19 protein-coding genes are annotated in these 19,049 nt (G+C 45.9%); 18 read left to right on the top strand and 1 reads right to left on the bottom strand.

Annotation, left to right across the window (positions count from 1 at the left end; translation table 11 throughout):
* The first annotated feature begins 84 nt into the window (after positions 1–84).
* From AB1K91_RS10450 to AB1K91_RS10370, 17 genes are all read left to right on the top strand, one after another.
* Entirely contained in the window at positions 85–1,617 is a 1,533-nt protein-coding gene (locus AB1K91_RS10450) for an ABC transporter ATP-binding protein (protein ID WP_413089801.1), read from the top strand.
* The gene (locus AB1K91_RS10445) at positions 1,617–2,660 is read left to right on the top strand and encodes an ABC transporter permease (RefSeq protein WP_413089800.1); all 1,044 of its coding nucleotides are present in this window, start codon (positions 1,617–1,619) and stop codon (positions 2,658–2,660) included. Before AB1K91_RS10450 ends, AB1K91_RS10445 begins: the two co-directional genes overlap by 1 nt.
* A 1-nt stretch (position 2,661) precedes the next feature.
* The gene (locus tag AB1K91_RS10440) at positions 2,662–3,615 is read left to right on the top strand and encodes an ABC transporter permease (protein ID WP_413089799.1); all 954 of its coding nucleotides are present in this window, start codon (positions 2,662–2,664) and stop codon (positions 3,613–3,615) included.
* A gap of 164 nt (positions 3,616–3,779) precedes the next feature.
* Entirely contained in the window at positions 3,780–5,066 is a 1,287-nt protein-coding gene (gene yfmF, locus AB1K91_RS10435; protein ID WP_413089798.1) for an EF-P 5-aminopentanol modification-associated protein YfmF, read from the top strand.
* Complete coding sequence (gene yfmH / locus AB1K91_RS10430; protein WP_413089797.1) at positions 5,059–6,348, top strand: EF-P 5-aminopentanol modification-associated protein YfmH; 1,290 nt, start codon at positions 5,059–5,061, stop codon at positions 6,346–6,348. Before yfmF ends, yfmH begins: the two co-directional genes overlap by 8 nt.
* Before the next feature lie 2 nt (positions 6,349–6,350).
* The gene (gene ymfI / locus AB1K91_RS10425) at positions 6,351–7,064 is read left to right on the top strand and encodes an elongation factor P 5-aminopentanone reductase (protein WP_413089796.1); all 714 of its coding nucleotides are present in this window, start codon (positions 6,351–6,353) and stop codon (positions 7,062–7,064) included.
* A gap of 79 nt (positions 7,065–7,143) precedes the next feature.
* Positions 7,144–7,404: a DUF3243 domain-containing protein gene (locus AB1K91_RS10420; protein WP_413089795.1), complete on the top strand. Its 261-nt coding sequence runs from the start codon at positions 7,144–7,146 to the stop codon at positions 7,402–7,404.
* A 158-nt stretch (positions 7,405–7,562) separates the two neighbouring features.
* Positions 7,563–8,318, top strand: coding sequence for a DUF3388 domain-containing protein (locus AB1K91_RS10415; protein ID WP_413089794.1), 756 nt, complete (start codon positions 7,563–7,565; stop codon positions 8,316–8,318).
* Between the two features lie 28 nt (positions 8,319–8,346).
* Complete coding sequence (locus tag AB1K91_RS10410; protein ID WP_413089793.1) at positions 8,347–9,273, top strand: RodZ domain-containing protein; 927 nt, start codon at positions 8,347–8,349, stop codon at positions 9,271–9,273.
* 75 nt (positions 9,274–9,348) lie between these two features.
* Entirely contained in the window at positions 9,349–9,927 is a 579-nt protein-coding gene (gene pgsA / locus AB1K91_RS10405) for a CDP-diacylglycerol--glycerol-3-phosphate 3-phosphatidyltransferase (RefSeq protein ID WP_413089792.1), read from the top strand.
* A 1-nt stretch (position 9,928) separates the two neighbouring features.
* Positions 9,929–11,173, top strand: coding sequence for a competence/damage-inducible protein A (locus tag AB1K91_RS10400; RefSeq protein WP_413089791.1), 1,245 nt, complete (start codon positions 9,929–9,931; stop codon positions 11,171–11,173).
* Positions 11,174–11,342: 169 nt separating this feature from the next.
* A complete protein-coding gene (recA, locus tag AB1K91_RS10395) occupies positions 11,343–12,386 on the top strand; it encodes a recombinase RecA (RefSeq protein WP_413089790.1) in 1,044 nt (347 codons plus the stop codon).
* 403 nt (positions 12,387–12,789) lie between these two features.
* Positions 12,790–14,352, top strand: coding sequence for a ribonuclease Y (gene rny, locus AB1K91_RS10390; protein ID WP_413089789.1), 1,563 nt, complete (start codon positions 12,790–12,792; stop codon positions 14,350–14,352).
* Between the two features lie 61 nt (positions 14,353–14,413).
* Positions 14,414–15,211, top strand: a complete 798-nt coding sequence (locus AB1K91_RS10385) for a TIGR00282 family metallophosphoesterase (protein ID WP_413089788.1) — start codon at positions 14,414–14,416, stop codon at positions 15,209–15,211.
* A 156-nt stretch (positions 15,212–15,367) separates the two neighbouring features.
* On the top strand, positions 15,368–15,628 hold the full coding sequence (locus AB1K91_RS10380) for a stage V sporulation protein S (RefSeq protein ID WP_093726526.1): 261 nt from the start codon (positions 15,368–15,370) through the stop codon (positions 15,626–15,628).
* 100 nt (positions 15,629–15,728) lie between these two features.
* The gene (gene miaB / locus AB1K91_RS10375; protein ID WP_413089787.1) at positions 15,729–17,291 is read left to right on the top strand and encodes a tRNA (N6-isopentenyl adenosine(37)-C2)-methylthiotransferase MiaB; all 1,563 of its coding nucleotides are present in this window, start codon (positions 15,729–15,731) and stop codon (positions 17,289–17,291) included.
* A complete protein-coding gene (locus AB1K91_RS10370) occupies positions 17,288–17,650 on the top strand; it encodes a YlbF/YmcA family competence regulator (protein ID WP_413089786.1) in 363 nt (120 codons plus the stop codon). Before miaB ends, AB1K91_RS10370 begins: the two co-directional genes overlap by 4 nt.
* A 29-nt stretch (positions 17,651–17,679) precedes the next feature.
* On the opposite strand, the gene AB1K91_RS10365 is transcribed toward AB1K91_RS10370, so the two are convergent.
* Positions 17,680–18,099, bottom strand: coding sequence for a GNAT family N-acetyltransferase (locus AB1K91_RS10365; RefSeq protein WP_413089785.1), 420 nt, complete (start codon positions 18,097–18,099; stop codon positions 17,680–17,682).
* 291 nt (positions 18,100–18,390) lie between these two features.
* Here AB1K91_RS10365 and cotE point away from each other — a divergent pair, with 291 nt between their 5' ends.
* Complete coding sequence (gene cotE / locus AB1K91_RS10360; protein WP_413089784.1) at positions 18,391–18,963, top strand: outer spore coat protein CotE; 573 nt, start codon at positions 18,391–18,393, stop codon at positions 18,961–18,963.
* Positions 18,964–19,049 lie beyond the last annotated feature (86 nt).

Here is a 19,049-nt window from a genome sequence, read left to right as displayed (position 1 = left end):
ACCAGACAATTCCCCGCTTCAATTGACGATTTTTTTTTGAACAGAATCAAAGAAAGTTCGTAATTCCGAGAAGGAGTGTAAAATATGGAGAATTATGTAATCGAAATGCTGAACATTCGCAAAGAATTTCCCGGAATTGTCGCCAATGACAACATCACGCTTCAAGTGAAAAAAGGAGAAATCCATGCGCTGCTGGGAGAAAATGGCGCTGGTAAATCCACTTTGATGAACGTTTTATTCGGTCTTTATCAGCCGGAAAAGGGAGAAATCCGCGTAGACGGAAAGAAAGTCGAAATCAATGATCCGAATGTTGCCAATAGATTAGGTATCGGAATGGTGCATCAGCACTTCATGCTGATTGACACCTTCACAGTTGCGCAAAACATCGTTCTCGGCAGTGAGCCGAAAAAAGGCCTTAAAATCGACATGAAAAAAGCGGTTCGCGAAGTGCAGGAACTGTCAGACCGCTACGGTTTGCAAGTGGATGCCACAGCGAAAATCAGCGATATTTCCGTTGGTATGCAGCAGCGGGTGGAAATCCTGAAAACCTTGTACCGTGGAGCGAATGTTGTCATCTTGGATGAACCGACGGCTGTATTGACGCCGCAGGAAATCAAGGAATTGATCGTCATATTGCGGACATTGATCAAAGAAGGTAAATCCATCATTTTGATCACCCATAAACTAAAAGAAATCATGGAAGTTTGTGACCGCTGTACAGTAATCAGAAAAGGGCAGGGTATCGGTACTGTTGAAGTATCTGAAACCAATCCGAATGAGCTCGCTTCCTTGATGGTAGGCCGTGAGATTCGCTTTTCCACGGAAAAACAACCTGCCGAGCCAAAAGAAACGATTCTCTCCATCAAAGGCCTGACTGTTCAGGATTCCCGTCATGTGGACATGGTGAAGGATCTGGATCTAGATATCCGTGCAGGTGAAATTGTCGGAATTGCCGGAGTAGATGGAAATGGGCAAACAGAATTAATTGAGGCAATTACCGGACTTCGCAAGAAATCGGCTGGAAAAGTGATGCTGAAAAACCGGGATATCACCAGTATGCCTGTCCGCGCCATAACGGAAAGCGGTGTGGGACATATACCGCAGGATCGCCACAAGCTCGGTTTGGTGCTTGATTTCTCCGTCGGGGAAAACATCGTCCTGCAGACGTATTACCAAAAGCCTTACGCAAAAGGCGGTATTCTTTCTTTCAAACGGATTTATGACAAGGCGAAAGCATTGATCGAAGAGTATGATGTGCGCACACCAAGTCACCTGACGAAAGCTCGCGCTTTATCCGGTGGAAATCAGCAAAAGGCCATCATCGGTCGGGAGATTGATCGTAATCCGGATTTATTGATCGCAGCTCAGCCGACACGCGGGCTTGACGTGGGTGCAATCGAATTCATTCATAAGCGATTGATCGAGCAACGTGACCAAGGAAAAGCTGTGCTGCTTGTCTCCTTTGAATTGGATGAGATTCTGAATGTAAGTGATCGTATTGCTGTCATGTTCGATGGGAAAATCATTGCAACGGTAAATCCGAAAGAAACGAATGAACAGGAGCTTGGATTATTGATGGCAGGTTCGAAGCTTGAGAAAGAAGGGGCGCAAAACTAATGTTTTCCAGCACAAAGTTTAATTTCATCATACCAATCATCTCGGTCTTGCTTGGTTTGGCTGCCGGCGCAATCATCATGCTTATTTTCGGTTATAATCCGATTCTCGGCTATCAGGCATTATGGAATGGAGTCTTTGACAGCCCATTCTTCATGTCTGAAACAGTCAACCGAATCACGCCTTATATCTTGACTGGTTTGGCAATCGCTTTTGCTTTCCGTACCGGATTGTTCAATATCGGCGCGGAAGGACAGGTACTAGTCGGCTGGATTGCAGCTGCCTGGGTAGGCACCGCTGTTGAGGCACCTGCTTTCATCCACTTACCGCTCGCCCTTCTTGCAGCAGCAGCAGCAGGAGCGCTTTGGGCGTTCGTACCAGGGATCCTGAAGGCAAAACTTGGTGTGCATGAAGTTATCGTCAGCATCATGATGAACTATATTGCACTTCATGTAACGAATTATCTGATCCGTTCTGTGCTCACAGACAATCAGGAAACGACGGAGCCAGTCAAACAGAGCGCTTCACTGACCAATGATTTTCTGATTGGTTTAACCGGATCACGTCTGCATCTTGGCTTCATCGTTGCTTTATTGATGGTGCTTGTCATGTGGATCATCCTGGAGCGCACGAAACTGGGTTATGAACTCAAAGCTGTAGGGTATAACCAGCATGCGTCCAATTATGCGGGGATGAAAGTAGGAAGAAACATCGTCGTTTCCATGCTGATTTCAGGGGTTTTCGCAGGTCTTGCCGGTGCGATGCAAGGTCTTGGAAGCTTTGGTAATGCCTTCACGAATACAGCATTCTCCAACCTTGGTTTTGATGGTATCGCTGTAGCGCTTCTGGGCGGAAACAATCCGTTCGGTGTTGTGCTGTCGGCTAGCTTGTTCGGATTCCTGAAAGTGGGCTCGCTCAATATGTCCACAGCTGGTGTGCCGAATGAAATCATCGAAATCGTCATTGCACTGATCATTCTTTTTGTTGCTTCCGGTTTCATTATCCGCTGGGCGCTGCTGCAATTGAAAAAAGGGGAGAAAAAATAAAATGCTGGATATCCTATATTCCATTATTCCGCAAACGCTGTTCTTTGCCGCTCCTCTTATTTTCACCGCATTAGGCGGTGTATATAGTGAGCGTTCGGGTGTCATCAATATCGGTCTTGAGGGGCTCATGGTCATCGGGGCTTTTTCATCGGTTACGTTCAACCTGCTTTATGCCGATGCTTTAGGTGGTGCCACTCCATGGTACTCCTTGCTGGTAGCCATCATCGCCGGTATGCTGTTCTCGTTGATTCACGCTGTCGCTACGATCACTTTCCGTGCCGACCAGACGGTGACAGGGGTAGCAATCAACATGCTGGCACTTGGATTTGGTGTTTTCATGATCAAACAGATCTTTGGAAAAGGTCAAACAGATTTCATCTCACAGCCGATTTATACGACAGATGTGCCATTCTTGGTTGATATTCCAGTCATCGGTAATATGTTCTTCAACAATATGTACATCACGTCCTATATTGCAATCGTCTTATCGTTTGTTGCCTGGTACGTACTTTATAAGACACCTTTCGGATTGCGTATCCGTGCAGTCGGGGAACATCCGATGGCTGCCGATACAAATGGTATCAAAGTATATACGACAAGATATATCGGCGTTATCATCTCTGGGGCTCTTGCCGGCCTCGGCGGTGCTGTATTCGCCATGACAATCTCCTTGAACTTCTCTGTCTCCACAATTGCTGGTCAGGGATTCATGGCAATTGCGGCGGTCATTTTCGGCAAGTGGAATCCGCTTGGTGCAATGGGGGCAGCTTTGTTCTTCGGCTTTGCACAATCATTGAGCGTAGTCGGATCATCCATTCCATTGCTTGAAAATGTACCTCAAGTATACTTGCTGATTGCACCTTATGTGCTGACCATCCTTGCTTTGGCGGGATTCATCGGCCGTTCCGTTGCACCGAAGGCAAGCGGCGTTCCATACGTTAAAGGAAGCCGATAAGACGAAAGACCCGACGCGTAACATAGTGTCGGGTCTTTTTGTGCAATCTGATTCTTTTACTTCTAGTCGATTTTTCATTAATATGGTAATCATAGCGAGGATTGTCGGATATATATAAGCAAAACTAGAGAAGCTATACATAACAGAAGTCAGGGAGGTTCCTTATGAAAATCGCAGATGAACAAATCATCACAGGAAAAGGTGCTACGCTGCATCTTATACCAACGAAGAAATACAAGACAATCAGCATTGCTGTGAAGCTCCAGGCACCCCTGGAGCGAAAGACGATAACGGCAAGGGCTTTGCTTCCGTATGTGCTGCAGCAGGGTACTGCCAATCTTCCGGATGCACGCGCATTACGCATCAAACTCGACGATTTATATGGAGCCGTCTTGTCCATATCAGGAACGAAGAAAGGCGAAAAGCATATCATTACGCTCCGCCTCGACGTGGCGAATGAGAATTATCTGAGCGACCGGACTCCATTATTCGAAAAAGCAGTTGATTTGCTGCGCGAAATTTTATTCGAGCCCAAAGTGGAGGATGGCGCCTTTACACAATCAATCGCAACACGTGAAATGCAAACATTGAGACAGAAGATGACAGCGTTGAAAGACGATAAGATGAGCTATGCAAATATGCGGCTTATCGATGAGATGTGCAAAGGCGAATCATACAGCCTGCATGTACACGGATATGAAGAAGATTTGGAAGCAATGGACGGTCAAAAGCTGTTTGACTATTATAAACAGCTGCTGAAGCAGGATAAGATGGATATTTACATTTTAGGGGATGTGGAAAAAGAGCTTGCCGAAAAGGCAGTCCGACCATTCCTGGAACGGGATGTAACGCCATTGGAAGAAAAAGCAGCAGCTGTTCATCCATTGGCTGAAGATGTCAAGGAAGTAGTGGAGACTCAGGATGTGCAGCAAGCGAAGCTTCATTTAGGTTATCGCACGAATATTCGATATGATGACTCTGATTACGCAGCGCTCCAAGTATTCAATGGTCTATTCGGCGGCTTCCCGAGTTCAAAACTGTTCCGGAATGTCAGGGAAAAACACAGCCTTGCTTATTATGCAGCTTCACGTTTTGAAAGCCACAAAGGTCTATTATTCGTCTTTTCGGGAATCGACCCGAAAGACTACCATAAGGCGAAGGAAATCATCGATGCTCAGCTTGCCGCCATGCAGGCAGGGGAATTCGTGGGAAATGAGGTCGAGGAAGTGAAGGATCTCATCGTCAGCCAGATCCTGGAGACGATCGACAACCCGGCTGGGCATATCGAAACACTGTACCAGCAAGTGGTGGGCCACAAAAACATACCGATCGAGAAAATGCTGGAAGCGATCAAGCAGGTTACGAAAGAAGACGTCCTGCAAGTGGCAGAAAAAGTCCAGCTGGATACCGTATACCTGCTGACGAATAAGGAGGCCGAAAAGGATGCATAAGAAGCACTATGAACAATTACAGGAATCAGTATATGCAGAAACATTGCCGAACGGTCTGAAGGTATTCTTGCAGCCAAAATCAGAGATGGCAAAAACGTATGCGATATTTTCCACTAATTATGGGTCGATCGATCAAACTTTTGTCCCGCTGGACGGAAAGGAAAAGATCACTGTACCAGAAGGTATTGCACATTTTCTGGAACATAAGCTTTTTGAAAAAGAAGATCGGGATGTGTTCCAGGATTTCACGAAACAAGGTGCATCAGCAAATGCATTCACATCCTTCACCCAAACGGCTTATTTGTTTTCCGCCACTTCCAACATCGAAGAAAATGTGAGGACATTGCTTGATTTCGTCCAAGATCCTTACTTCTCGGATAAATCGGTGGAAAAGGAAAAAGGAATCATCGCCCAGGAAATCCGTATGTATGATGATCAGCCGGACTGGCGCTCCTTCTTTGGCACAATCCAAAGCCTGTTCCAGTCGCATCCAGTAAGAATCGATATCGCTGGAACAGTGGAATCGATTCAGGAAATCACGAAGGAAGATCTTTATACTTGCTATAACACGTTCTACCACCCTTCGAATATGACGTTATTCGTTACCGGAAACATCGATCAGGAGAAGATGATGGAACTCATCCGGACCAACCAAAATGGAAAGACATTTGCTCCGCCTGCCGAGATAGAACGCTTCTTCCCGGAAGAACCTCAAACCGTAGCGGAAAAGGAAAAGATAGTCCGTATGCCGGTAAGTGTGGCGAAATGCATGATTGGCATCAAAGAAAAAACGGATTATGCATCGCCGGAAGCTTATCTCAAACAAGAATTGCTGACTGATATGATGTTGGATTATTATTTCTCCAAGAGCGGGGTCTATTATGAGGAATTATATAAAGAAGACCTGATTGATGACAGTTTCAGTTTTGAGACTAGTCTGGAGAAGAATTTTGGTTTCTCCATCATCGGCGGCAATACGAAAGAACCGGATCGATTCGCCGATACCGTCAAAGGAATGCTGCATCGGATGAAAGATCATACTGTCACGGAAGCAGAAATGGAACGAATGAAGAAAAAAACGATCGGTCAGATACTGAGGGCGATGAACAGCTTGGAGTTCGTCTCCAATCGCTTCATTCAGTATCATCTTGCCGGGGTTGATTTATTCGAAATCGTACCAGCGATCGAGAAATTGACGGCTGGAGATGCGAATGATTTTCTGAAAGAATGGTTCAGCGAAGATCGACTGTCCGTTTGCCAGATTCTGCCGCAGGAGGCATGACCATGAGCAAAGTCAGTTTCATCACGGGCGCAAGCGGGGCTATCGGCTCTGCTTGCGCCCGTCAGCTTGCCAGTGAGGGGCATCAGCTATTGCTTCATTACAATCAGAATGAACAGGCGATGGGGGCACTGTGCCGCGAGATACCGGAGAGTGTGCTTGGGACGATCCAGGCGGATTTGACAACAGATCAAGGCCTATCGAAGCTTTTAGATTTTTTGTCCTTCCCGATCGATCACCTGGTTTATGCTGGCGGTATGGCACATTACGGCATGTTCCAGGATATGACGAATCAAGAGATGGACGATTTGCTCAGCGTCCATGTAAAAGCTCCCTGGCGAATCAGCCAGCACGTCCTGCCGTCGATGCTTTCCCGCCGAAATGGAGCGATTGTCATCATTTCCTCCATTTGGGGTGAAAGGGGGGCGAGTTTCGAGGTTGTTTATTCCAGTGTCAAGGCCGCTCAAATCGGTTTCGTCAAAGGATTGGCCAAGGAAGTCGGAACTAGTGGCGTACGTGTCAATGCAGTGACTCCCGGCGCGATTGATACTGTCATGAACAGCCAGCTTTCCCTGGAGGAGAAGCGCCAGATTACAGATGAAATTCCGATGCACCGATTTGGAAAAGCAGGCGAGGTAGCGGATGCTGTCAGCTACTTGCTTAGTGAAAAAGCTTCTTATGTGAATGGGCATGCACTGGCAGTGAATGGCGGCTGGTAAAATTAAGTTATATTTTTGTGTATAAGGAACCTCCTTCTGTCAAAAGCTAAACTGCAAGCTAATGAAGGAGGAAGATACCATGTCAGTTCTTGATAATTTTGATTCTTGGAAAGATTTCCTGGGTGATCGTCTGCATCAAGCGCAAGACAAAGGGATGGAGAATGATACTGTCTCTGGAATTGCATATGAGATCGGTGATTATCTGGCGACGAAAGTGGATGCAAAGAACACGGAAGAAAAAATCCTTCGTGATCTATGGACAGTCGCTTCCAAGGATGAGAAGCAAGCTATTGCCAACATAATGGTAAAGCTTGTCCAAGACAATGGCCATACTCGCTAAAAGGTCAGCCAACTTCATTGAAACCTGCTTCTAAACAGAAGCAGGTTTTCTTTATAGTTATTCTACAGCCTGTTATGGCTTTTCTAATCTACTATTTTCCTTTATAGTAAGAATAGGTTTCGTTATCAGACGCTATTTTCCTGTAAAGGGGCTTTTCTATGGAAACGTTGGAATGGTATTTGGAATATGAGATCCAGCATGACCGGCCTGGTTTGCTTGGAGACATCTCTTCCCTGCTCGGTATGTTATCCATCAACATCAAGACGATAAATGGGGTGGAGAACCAACGGCGCGGGATGCTGCTTTCAGCTGAAAAAGAGCTGCAGATCATCCGTCTACATTCCATTTTGCGGACAATGGAACATGTACATATCACAAAGTCCAGGGAACCGAAGCTTCGCGACCGGCTTGCTGTGCGGCACGGCAGATATATACACCGGGATGTGGACGATAAGAAGACATTCCGATTTGTCCGCAGTGAAATCGGCCTTCTTGTCGATTTCATGGCAGAATTGTTTAAACAGGAAGGCTCAAAGGTAATAGGAATACGTGGGATGCCCCGTGTCGGGAAGACAGAATCGATTGTCGCTGCCAGTGTCAGTGCTAATAAACGCTGGCTATTCGTCTCCAGCACCCTTTTAAAGCAAACTGCAAGGAACCAGTTGCTGCAGGATGAATACAATGAGGACAACCTCTTCATCATCGATGGCATCGTATCGACCAGCCGTTCGAGTGAGCGTCATTGGGAACTTGTACGCGAAGTGATGCGACTCCCTGTAGCAAAAGTAATCGAGCATCCAGATATATTCGTCCGGGAAACGGAGTTTACATTGGATGATTTCGATTATATTATTGAACTTCGGAATCATGATGATGAACAAATCATCTATGAACCGGAATTCAGACAGATATAAGCAATTTTAAAGATGGATGGTGGTATTAATGGACATTGGTGCAAAGCTCCGGGAAGCAAGAGAATCCAAGGGAATGACTTTGGAAGATGTACAACAGCGCACCAAAATTCAAAAGCGTTATCTGAAAGCGATCGAAGAGAATAATCACAGTGTGATGCCTGGAGAATTTTACACACGTGCATTTATCAAAGAATATGCGCAAACAGTGGGACTTGATCCGGATGAGGTGCTCGAACCCAAGACTCAGCAGCCGCAGGAAACAGCTGCTGCTCCTGTACAAGAAGAGAGTGATGCTCCTTCCCGTCAGGAACGCAGTCGTGCCCAGGAAAATGACAAACCTCCCCGCCGGGATCGCAAAGGCATTCCTTATTTATCTTCGATCATCATCGGATTGCTTGTATTGGCGGCCATTGTTGTTGTCATTTTCATCTATGCGGGTGGTTCCGATGATAATACGGACAACAATTCTGCCCAAAATCAGCAGAATGAAGATCAAGTGACATCACCTGAAAGTGATCAATCGACAGAGCAGGGATCTGATGCTGGTCAGTCTGCTGATTCCGAGGAGCAAGCTGATGATGCGGCAGAAGAAGAGCAAGCACAAGAGGAAGAAGAAAAGGCAGAACCTAAGCTTTCTGTGGACGAAGAAGGCACTGCCAGCAACCCGGTTACAACATATACACTGGAGAATGCCGGTGATGAAGTGACATTGAAGCTTGCTGCTGAAGATGGGGATGCGTGGCTGCAAGTCGGTGATGGCAATAATGCCGGGAATGTATACACTGGCACGATTTCTGCCGGCAGCGAACCTGTAGAGCAGGACGTAAGCGATTTGGAAACAGTGTCGATCAAGACAGGGTTTGCAAGAGCGACTAAATTGGAAATCAACGGTCAGGAATTGACTTTCCCGATCGATAATGATGTGCAGACCATCACGGTCAATATTCAGAAATAATGATATGAGTTAAACCCTTTACGTCTATGGAAAGGGTTTAACTTTTGTTTGACCATACATACACAGGAGGCAGACATGAATATACCTAATAGAATTACTTTATCCCGAATTTTCCTGATTCCGATCTTCATCATCCTGCTGGCAGTCCCATTTGATTGGGGAACACTCGATATTGGTGACACAACACTCCCAGTGAACCATTTGGCTGGGGCGATTTTGTTCATCATTGCGTCATGTACGGACTGGGTGGATGGTTACTACGCCCGCAAATATAATCTTGTAACAAACCTTGGTAAATTCCTGGATCCGCTCGCGGATAAGCTACTTGTTTCAGCTGCGCTCATTTTATTGGTACAATTAGATTTAGCACCGGCTTGGATCACGATCATCATTATCAGTCGTGAATTTGCTGTTACAGGATTGCGCCTGGTTGCAGCAGGAGAAGGTCTCGTCATGGCAGCAGGTAAAATGGGTAAGCAGAAAACGGCGGTTCAGATTGTTGCTATCAGCGCATTGCTGCTGCATAATTGGCCGTTTTCTTATCTTGGTTTCCCATTCGCCACGATTTGCCTTTATCTTGCACTGATCCTGACAATCGTGTCCGGAGTCGACTACTTTGTTAGAAACTGGAGTGTCATGAAGGAGTCGAAATAATATGAAGCAAATCAATGCAGAAGTGATAGCTGTAGGAACCGAGATCCTCATCGGACAAATCAATAATACGAACGCCCAATGGATTTCCAAGCAGCTGGCTGATCACGGAATCAACGTATTCTACCATCATGTGGTAGGTGATAATCTTGCTCGTGTACAATCGTCCTTCGCAAAAGCGCAGCGCGATGCAGACTTGGTCCTTGTGACCGGCGGCCTTGGCCCGACAGAGGATGATCTGACAAGGGAAGCCTTCCAGCTTGTGTCTGGTCTGGAAATGCATGAAGACAAAGTTTCCATGGATCGTATCAAGGAATTCTTCATCAAGCGGGGCCGCACAATGTCTCAGAACAACCACAAACAAGCCCGAGTGTTTGAAGGAGCAAAAGTGCTGGAAAATACAGTAGGGATGGCACCAGGCATGCTTGTAGAGCATGATGGTGTGGTGTGGGCGTTTATGCCAGGTGTCCCACGTGAAATGAAGCAGATCATGTCTGATCATGTTCTGCCTTATGTGCGGGAGAAATATCAGCTTCAATCTGTTTTGCAGTCCCGCCTGCTTCATTTCATCGGTATCGGGGAATCACAGCTGGAAACAGACTTGCTTGATTTGATTCAGGTACAGGAAAATCCAACCATTGCAACATATGCCTCTGAAGGGGAAGTTGCTGTGCGGCTTACAGCCCGTGCAGAAACGAGAGAAGAAGCAGACCGTTTGATCGATGTTGTTGAAAAAGAAGTAATGGAGCGCGTCGGCCAATACTTTTATGGCTACGATGAAACTTCTGTACAGCAGCAAGTTTTTGAGCTGCTTAAAGAACGGCAGTTCACATTGGCCAGTGCAGAAAGCCTGACAGGCGGACTGTTTGCAGATGCCCTCGTTTCTTTGAGCGGCGCTTCCGAGGTCTTTCTTGGCAGCTTCGTCACGTATGCACCTAGTATGAAACAGCACGTGCTTGGCGTGAAGGAAGAAACGATCCAGAAAGAAGGCACTGTGAGCGAGCAATGTGCCGTTGAGATGGCCGAGAATGCAGCGCGCTTATCCGGTGCCGATATCGGCATCAGTTTCACCGGTGTTGCCGGTCCGGATGGTTCGGAGGGGAAAGAGCCTGGCACTGTCTTCATCAGCCTTCACGAAAAAGGTAAACAAACACGTACAACCGAGCTGTCGATCCGGAGTTCGCGTCAAGGTGTGCGGGCGCAGGCGGTGAAGAAGGGCTTTGATTTGCTCTTCCACTACTTGAAATGATATTTTAAGCATCGTTAAAAGCGGATAAATGTTCTTTTTGCCTTGGGGGACTGTCATTTTGACATGTTTTGTAGAAACAAAAAAAGGGAACATTTATTCGCTTTTTTGCTTGTTATATCCCAAAAAACAAGTTAAAATAGATATAGATAATCCAAAGGAGGAAACACATTTGAGTGAACGTAAACAAGCCCTTGATATGGCTTTGAGACAAATAGAGAAGCAATTCGGTAAAGGTTCGATCATGAAACTGGGCGAAAGAGCGGAACAAAAGGTCTCTACCGTATCCAGCGGCTCCCTTGCCCTTGACATCGCGCTTGGTGTCGGCGGATACCCGAAGGGCCGTGTCATCGAGATCTATGGTCCGGAATCTTCGGGTAAGACGACTGTTGCACTTCATGCGATTGCAGAAGCGCAGCGCAATGGCGGACAAGCGGCCTTCATCGATGCAGAGCACGCATTGGATCCCGTTTATGCAGAGAAGCTAGGTGTCAACATTGACGAGCTTTTGCTGTCCCAGCCGGATACAGGGGAACAAGCATTGGAAATCGCCGAGGCGCTAGTGCGCAGCGGAGCAGTTGATATCGTGGTTGTCGACTCTGTTGCTGCCCTTGTACCAAAAGCAGAGATTGAAGGGGAAATGGGTGATTCCCACGTCGGTTTGCAGGCACGTTTGATGTCCCAGGCACTCCGTAAACTATCAGGTGCAATCAACAAGTCCAAGACGACTGCCATCTTCATCAACCAGATCCGTGAAAAAGTCGGTGTCATGTTCGGTAATCCGGAAACGACACCAGGCGGACGCGCGTTGAAATTCTATTCCTCTGTCCGTTTGGAAGTACGCCGTGCCGAAACATTGAAGCAAGGAAATGACATGGTCGGTAACAAAACGAGAATCAAAGTGGTGAAAAACAAAGTGGCGCCGCCTTTCAAACAAGCGGAAGTCGATATCATGTACGGAGAAGGGATCTCCAGGGAAGGGGAACTAATCGATATCGCGAGCGACTTGGATATCATTCAGAAAAGCGGAGCTTGGTATTCCTATAATGAGGAGCGTCTCGGTCAAGGCCGTGAAAATGCGAAGCAATTCCTGAAAGAGAATCCTGAACTATCCACTACAATCCAGATGTCTGTACGTGAACATTATAATCTGGATGCAGATAAGAAGCTTCCGGAAGAATCGCAGGCAGAAGAACAAGAAACACTGGATATGTAAGATAGAGCATGAACAAAAGTGATGTAGTTTATTGAAAAACCGAACTTCAGGGCAAATCAGATTAGATTTCACCCTGAAGTTCGGTTTATTTAATTAGAAGTATTCATTCGATATTCAGCAGTATTTTTTCACGATGACCGCAGTATTCTGCCGGAGCGAATCCTTCTATCTCTTGGAATTCTAAATTGTTCGTACTTAGAAAGTGAAATCAGGTTTTGTCTAGATGGCAATCTGCTAGTACTTTCCATGTTTCCTTGACAACATGCGAACACAGGATTAAAATTAACTTGTATAATTTTATTTCTTATTATACTTCTCTAAGGTTACCATAGTTTTTTTATGAAAAACATTGTGCATGCCGACAGACATGTTTGTACAATTTCATAGCAGGGGAGGTGAAATCATGGATCTAATTTACCTGATCATCTCCATTTTGCTTGCTCTAATCGTCGGTGGTGTTGTTGGTTATCTTGTTCGCAAATCTATTGCTGAGAAAAAGATCTCCAGTGCGGAGGAATTGGCGAAGCAAATAGTAGAAGAAGGCCATCGCAATGCGGAAACGGCTAAGAAAGAAGCGCTTCTCGAAGCGAAGGATGAGAACTTCCAGCTGCGTCAGCAGACGGAGCAGGAATTACGTGAGCGACGTCTCGAACTGCAGAAGCAGGATAATCGTCTGATGCAGAAAGAAGAAAATCTGGACCGTAAAAGCGATACGCTTGATAAGCGTGAAATTACGTTAGAGAAAAAGGAACAATCATTAGCTGAAAAACAACAACAAATTGAAGAATTGGAAAGCAAAGTGGAAGTCTTGGTGAAAGAACAGCAGCTCGAATTGGAGCGGATTTCCGGCTATACGTCCGATGAAGCGCGTCAAATCGTGCTGGACAAAGTCGAGCAGGAAGTTGCCTTCGATGCAGCTGTCATGATCAAAGATGCGGAACATCGTGCCAAAGAAGAGGCCGATAAGAAAGCGAAGAGCATTCTTTCCCTTGCACTTCAACGCTGTGCAGCCGATCATGTTGCGGAAACGACAGTTTCAGTCGTGAACTTGCCGAATGACGAGATGAAAGGACGCATTATCGGACGGGAAGGCCGTAACATTCGTACGTTAGAGACGCTTACGGGAATTGATCTAATAATTGATGATACACCTGAAGCGGTCATCTTGTCCGGTTTTGATCCTGTCCGTCGTGAAATCGCACGAATCGCTCTTGAAAAACTTGTCCAGGATGGACGCATCCACCCAGCCCGAATCGAGGAAATGGTGGAGAAATCCAGACGGGAAGTCGATGAGTACATTCGTGAGACAGGTGAAGAAACGACTTTCGAAGTCGGCGTACATGGCTTGCACCCGGATCTTGTGAAGATACTTGGAAGATTGAAGTATCGCACAAGTTACGGTCAAAACGTCCTGAAGCACTCCACGGAGGTCGCTTACTTATCAGGATTGCTGGCAGCCGAGCTTGGCGAAGATGTTACCTTGGCCAAACGTGCGGGTCTTTTGCATGATATCGGTAAAGCGATTGACCACGAAGTCGAAGGCAGCCACGTTGAAATCGGGAAAGAACTCGCAATCAAATATAAAGAGCATCCAGTTGTCATCAATAGCATCGCTTCCCACCATGGGGATGAGGAAGCGACATCGATTATCGCAGTGCTTGTCGCTGCAGCCGATGCACTTTCCGCTGCCCGTCCGGGAGCAAGAAGCGAGACACTGGAGAACTATATCAAGCGTCTGGAGAAACTGGAGGAGATTTCAGAATCCTTCCAGGGCGTGGAGAAATCCTTCGCAATTCAGGCTGGACGTGAGATCCGTATCATGGTCAAACCGGATGAAATCGACGACTTGGAATCCGTCAAGGTTGCTCGTGATATCCGGAAACGCATTGAAAGCGAGCTGGATTACCCTGGCCACATCAAAGTCACGGTCATCCGGGAAACACGCGCAGTTGAATATGCTAAATAAGAAAGCGGCCTTGTGCCGCTTTTTTTCATGATACTAGTAGGTAAGCAGAAAGGAATGGATTATGAAGCTATTATTTATCGGGGACGTCGTTGGTGAACCAGGACGTCAAATGGTACAGGAATATTTGCCGCGCCTGAAACAGCGCTATCAGCCGCAGCTGACAATCATCAATGGAGAGAACAGCGCCGAGGGTAAAGGAATCAATGAACGTATTTATAAACAATTCCTGGAATGGGGAGCGCAAGCAATCACGATGGGCAACCATACATGGGATAAGCGGGATATTTTCGAATTCATCGATGATGCAAAATACCTAGTCCGGCCGGCAAATCTGCCGCCGCAAACTCCTGGTTCAGGGATCATTTATGTGAAGGTGAACAAGCACGAAGTGGCAATCATCAATTTGCTGGCACGCACGTTCATGATGCCGGCAGATGATCCGTTCCGGGAAGCCGATCGACTGATCGAGGAAGCGCGAAAACGGACGAATCTTATTTTCATCGATTTCCACGGGGAAGCAACAAGTGAAAAGCAGGCATTCGGCTGGTATGTCGATGGTCGAGTCAGTGCTGTCGTCGGTACCCATACACACACCCAGACAGCGGATGAACGCATTTTGCCTTCCGGTACAGCATATATTTCGGACGCAGGAATGACTGGTCCATATGATGCAATCCTTGGAATGGATCGCGAGGCAGTCATCAAGAGATTTTTAACTAATCTTCCAGTACGTTTTGAAGTACCGAAAAAGGGTAAAACACAATTAAATGGAGTAGTAATCGATTTGGATCCGCAAACGGGGAAAGCTTCCTCCATCAAACGCATCCTGATCAATGATGACCACCCGTACATGGATTGATCTTTGCTGCTCCTCCACTAGGTCTTTTGTTTACAGATATAAACCAGGACAGACCGCAGCACTTTTTTCTGACATCGCCTGAAATGGGCATATCCATCATCTCGCAGAAATATAGTTAAAAGGAAAGTAGTCCAGTAAACGAAGGAGGTACCAGTGTTGGATATACTAAAAGTTTCAGCGAAATCCAATCCAAACTCAGTAGCAGGCGCACTCGCGAACGTATTAAGGGAACGCGGCTCAGCGGAAATCCAAGCAATCGGAGCAGGAGCACTCAATCAATCAGTGAAAGCTGTCGCCATCGCGCGAGGCTTTGTTGCCCCGAGCGGTGTAGATTTGGTCTGTATCCCGGCATTTACGGATATCATGATCGATAATGAAGAACGGACTGCCATCAAATTGATTGTGGAACCACGATAAATCCCGCTTATAGCGGGATTTTTTATTTCCAATACTTGGACCTTGATGAGAGCATTGGTATAATGGACAAAACGATCAATGGATGGGGGAGCAGGGAACAGTGAATGAAGAACAGCGTAAATCCGTTAGTTTGATGAATGCAGAACAGACAAATCAGGTCGAGAAGCCGCTCCATGAAAAGACAACTGCTGATTTCGCAAAATATTTCCAGACGACGTACCAGCCGCCGAACTTGAAGCAGGCAAAAAAACGGCGCAGGGAAGATGTCAAGTTTCATTATGATTTCACGATCCCCCCGGAGATGCAGGACGCGGGACGGAACAAAAAATTCCTCATCCGTACATACGGCTGCCAAATGAACGAACATGATACCGAAGTGATGGCAGGGCTGTTTCTGGAAATGGGTTATGAACCTACTACGGATACAAATGATGCGGATGTCATACTCCTTAATACTTGTGCTATCCGTGAAAATGCCGAGAATAAAGTATTTGGAGAAATCGGTCATCTTAAAGCCTTGAAGCTTGAGAAGCCGGATTTGATTCTCGGTGTTTGCGGCTGTATGTCCCAGGAGGAAGCGGTCGTCAATCGGATTTTGAAAAAGCATAGCCATATCGATCTGATTTTCGGGACACATAATATCCATCGGCTTCCGCAGTTATTGAAAGAGGCACAATTCAGCAAGGAAATGGTATTGGAGGTATGGTCTAAAGAAGGCGATGTCATCGAGAACCTTCCCAAAGCAAGAAAAGGAAAAATCAAAGCATGGGTCAATATCATGTACGGCTGCGATAAATTCTGCACGTATTGCATCGTCCCATATACGCGTGGCAAAGAACGGAGCCGACGGCCGGAGGATATCATCCAGGAAGTAAGGCAGCTTGCGGCGCAGGGTTATCAAGAGATTACGCTGCTTGGTCAGAATGTGAACGCGTATGGCAAAGATTTACCGGATATCGATTACGGACTCGGTGATTTGATGGATGCAATCAGAAAGATTGATATTCCGCGTGTGCGCTTCACCACTTCCCATCCGCGTGACTTTGATGATAAACTAATAGAAGTACTAGCAAAAGGTGAAAATCTCCTTGATCATATCCATTTGCCTGTCCAATCGGGCAGCAGTGAGATACTACGGGTAATGGCCCGGCGTTATACAAGGGAAGAATACCTGACCCTAGTAGATAAGATCAGACAGAAGATACCGAATGTGACGCTGACAACTGATATCATCGTCGGGTTTCCGAATGAGACCGAGGAGCAGTTCCAGGAAACGTTATCACTTGTCAAAGAAGTTGGTTTCGAGGCTGCCTACACATATATTTATTCCCCGCGCGAAGGAACACCTGCGGCCAAATGGGAGGATAACATCCCGATTGAGGTAAAACGGGAGCGCCTGCAGCGTTTGAATCGAGTGGTGGACGAGTATGCCGCCAAGTCCATGCGTGCATATGAAGGGGAAACAGTGCTCGTGCTGGTCGACGGAGAAAGTAAGCGAAACCCGGACGTTCTGGCTGGTTATACAGAAAAGAATAAGCTGGTCAATTTCAGGGGGCCGAAGTCAGTGATCGGTAAAATCGTCCCGGTCCGCATCATAAAAGCAAAAACGTGGTCACTCGATGGCGAGTTAATAGAAACAACAGCGGAGGTACAGATCAAATGAGTTATTCCACCGACGAGATTCTCAAGCAGGCTGAAAGTTTGGCAGAGGAAATGGGCAATCTGGACGAGGTTGAACACTTTCACCAGCTGGAAGCAAAGCTTAACGAGAATAAGAAGGTGCAGACGTATATAAACCAGATTAAGATGAAACAGAAGCAGGCTGTCAATCTGCAAGCTTATGGCAAACGGGAAGCGCAGCAGCAAATGGAAAAGGAAATAGATGAGCTGCAGGCGAAAATCGATAGTATCCCTGTCGTTCAGGAATTCAAGGAATCCCAGGTCATCACGAATCATATCCTTCAGAGCATCAGCCAGAATATCGAGCATGCTGTCTTCAATGATGAAGAAACGGACAAATAAGTCCGTTTCTTTTTCTTTGTTCTATACTGTCATCTAGAATTCACTTTAAACATACCTGTCATATTGGGTGAATTGTCTTTGAGATTATATTTTTCATAAAACTTAACTTTTCCATTTGAAGCAAATAAACCTATAAAAGCTTTATCCGGAGCATTGCTTTCGAGAAATTTCATCAGGGCATTCAAGATTTCTTTCCCTATGCCCTTTCCTTGATGATCGGGGTGAACTACTATGTCCTGAATATAGAAATAAAAAGCACCATCGCCGACAATCCTTCCCATTCCTATAATGCTTTCTTTTTCCTTAACGATTACGGAAAAAACGGAATTACGTATCGAAGTTTTCTGCAACTCAAAATTGATGACATCTTCCCAGCCAACGCTTGAACACAAAGAGATATATTCATCCAAGGTAGGCGATGCATGTAATATAACTTCATAATCAGCCATTGCCATTCACCTCTTCTTAATGTATTGTGACCCAGTTTGGCTTTTGCCGATTTGATTGGTATTCGTTTAGGGAATCTTTACAATTTAAAAGTATCATAGCATTCATTAATTGCATACAAGCAACTGGATAACGTTCCTGAGCCCAGCCGGCAAGTTTTCGATAACCTCTTTTTAGGCATCTGCATAGTATGGAGAAGCGTCCAGTTGTGGTGAACAGAAGATTTATTTTCTGACACCATAGGTGAACACCCTGCATAACATGACTATGTAAAAAGAGGAGGTTTTGGCAAGATGGGTTTTCAAGATAAAACATACCGTGAAATAATCACGAAAGCGGTCATCGGCCGTGGTCGTAAATTCAGCAAGCATATCGACCATATCCGTCCGGACAACAAACCGTCCAGCATCCTTGGCTGCTGGATCATCAATCACCGCTATCACGCAAAAAAGAAAGGCGACGTAGGGGTGGAAGTAGTCGGTAAGTACGATATCAACGTTTGGTATTCCTACAATGATAATTCAAAAACCGATGTTGTCTCAGAAACGGTCGAATACAAGGAATTGGTCAAATTGAGCATCAAAGACGAAAATTGCCTGGATGATGAGGTTGAGGTTTATGCGAAAGCAATCCAACAGCCGAATTGCCTGGAATGCAAGATTGTGCAGCATGGCCAGAAGATTTTCGTCGAAGTCGAGAAGGAATTCCTTGTGGAAGTTGTGGGAGAAACCAAGCTTTGCGTAAAAGTGAATCCTGATGGATGCGAAGTTGAGGAAGTAGAAGAAGAATGGGATTATGAGCTTTCTGAAGATGATTTCAAAGATCTGGATCCTGACTTTTTGGATAAAAAGGACAACGAAGATTAAAACGAGGGCACCTGCTCTCGTTTTTTGTATTATTCAGAATGACGTAACAGAAGAAACAAGGAAAATACCTGTGTTATAATAGGAAT

It is taken from the genome of Terribacillus jepli (assembly GCF_047228925.1).
Lineage (GTDB): Bacteria > Bacillota > Bacilli > Bacillales > Amphibacillaceae > Terribacillus.
The sequence above is the reverse complement of the archived record's forward strand: the minus strand, read 5'-3'. Positions and strand labels throughout refer to the sequence as shown.

Excerpts from the sequence above, each read along its gene's own strand:
- AB1K91_RS10445 (WP_413089800.1), top strand. The coding sequence starts at position 1,617 with ATGTTTTCCAGCACAAAGTTTAATTTCATCATACCAATCATCTCGGTC.
- pgsA (WP_413089792.1), top strand. The coding sequence starts at position 9,349 with ATGAATATACCTAATAGAATTACTTTATCCCGAATTTTCCTGATTCCG.
- AB1K91_RS10415 (WP_413089794.1), top strand. The coding sequence starts at position 7,563 with ATGGAAACGTTGGAATGGTATTTGGAATATGAGATCCAGCATGACCGG.
- AB1K91_RS10370 (WP_413089786.1), top strand. The coding sequence starts at position 17,288 with ATGAGTTATTCCACCGACGAGATTCTCAAGCAGGCTGAAAGTTTGGCA.
- cotE (WP_413089784.1), top strand. The coding sequence starts at position 18,391 with ATGGGTTTTCAAGATAAAACATACCGTGAAATAATCACGAAAGCGGTC.
- yfmH (WP_413089797.1), top strand. The coding sequence starts at position 5,059 with ATGCATAAGAAGCACTATGAACAATTACAGGAATCAGTATATGCAGAA.
- AB1K91_RS10420 (WP_413089795.1), top strand. The coding sequence starts at position 7,144 with ATGTCAGTTCTTGATAATTTTGATTCTTGGAAAGATTTCCTGGGTGAT.
- ymfI (WP_413089796.1), top strand. The coding sequence starts at position 6,351 with ATGAGCAAAGTCAGTTTCATCACGGGCGCAAGCGGGGCTATCGGCTCT.
- yfmF (WP_413089798.1), top strand. The coding sequence starts at position 3,780 with ATGAAAATCGCAGATGAACAAATCATCACAGGAAAAGGTGCTACGCTG.
- AB1K91_RS10450 (WP_413089801.1), top strand. The coding sequence starts at position 85 with ATGGAGAATTATGTAATCGAAATGCTGAACATTCGCAAAGAATTTCCC.
- AB1K91_RS10400 (WP_413089791.1), top strand. The coding sequence starts at position 9,929 with ATGAAGCAAATCAATGCAGAAGTGATAGCTGTAGGAACCGAGATCCTC.
- AB1K91_RS10365 (WP_413089785.1), bottom strand. The coding sequence starts at position 18,099 with ATGGCTGATTATGAAGTTATATTACATGCATCGCCTACCTTGGATGAA.
- AB1K91_RS10410 (WP_413089793.1), top strand. The coding sequence starts at position 8,347 with ATGGACATTGGTGCAAAGCTCCGGGAAGCAAGAGAATCCAAGGGAATG.
- AB1K91_RS10385 (WP_413089788.1), top strand. The coding sequence starts at position 14,414 with ATGAAGCTATTATTTATCGGGGACGTCGTTGGTGAACCAGGACGTCAA.
- rny (WP_413089789.1), top strand. The coding sequence starts at position 12,790 with ATGGATCTAATTTACCTGATCATCTCCATTTTGCTTGCTCTAATCGTC.
- AB1K91_RS10440 (WP_413089799.1), top strand. The coding sequence starts at position 2,662 with ATGCTGGATATCCTATATTCCATTATTCCGCAAACGCTGTTCTTTGCC.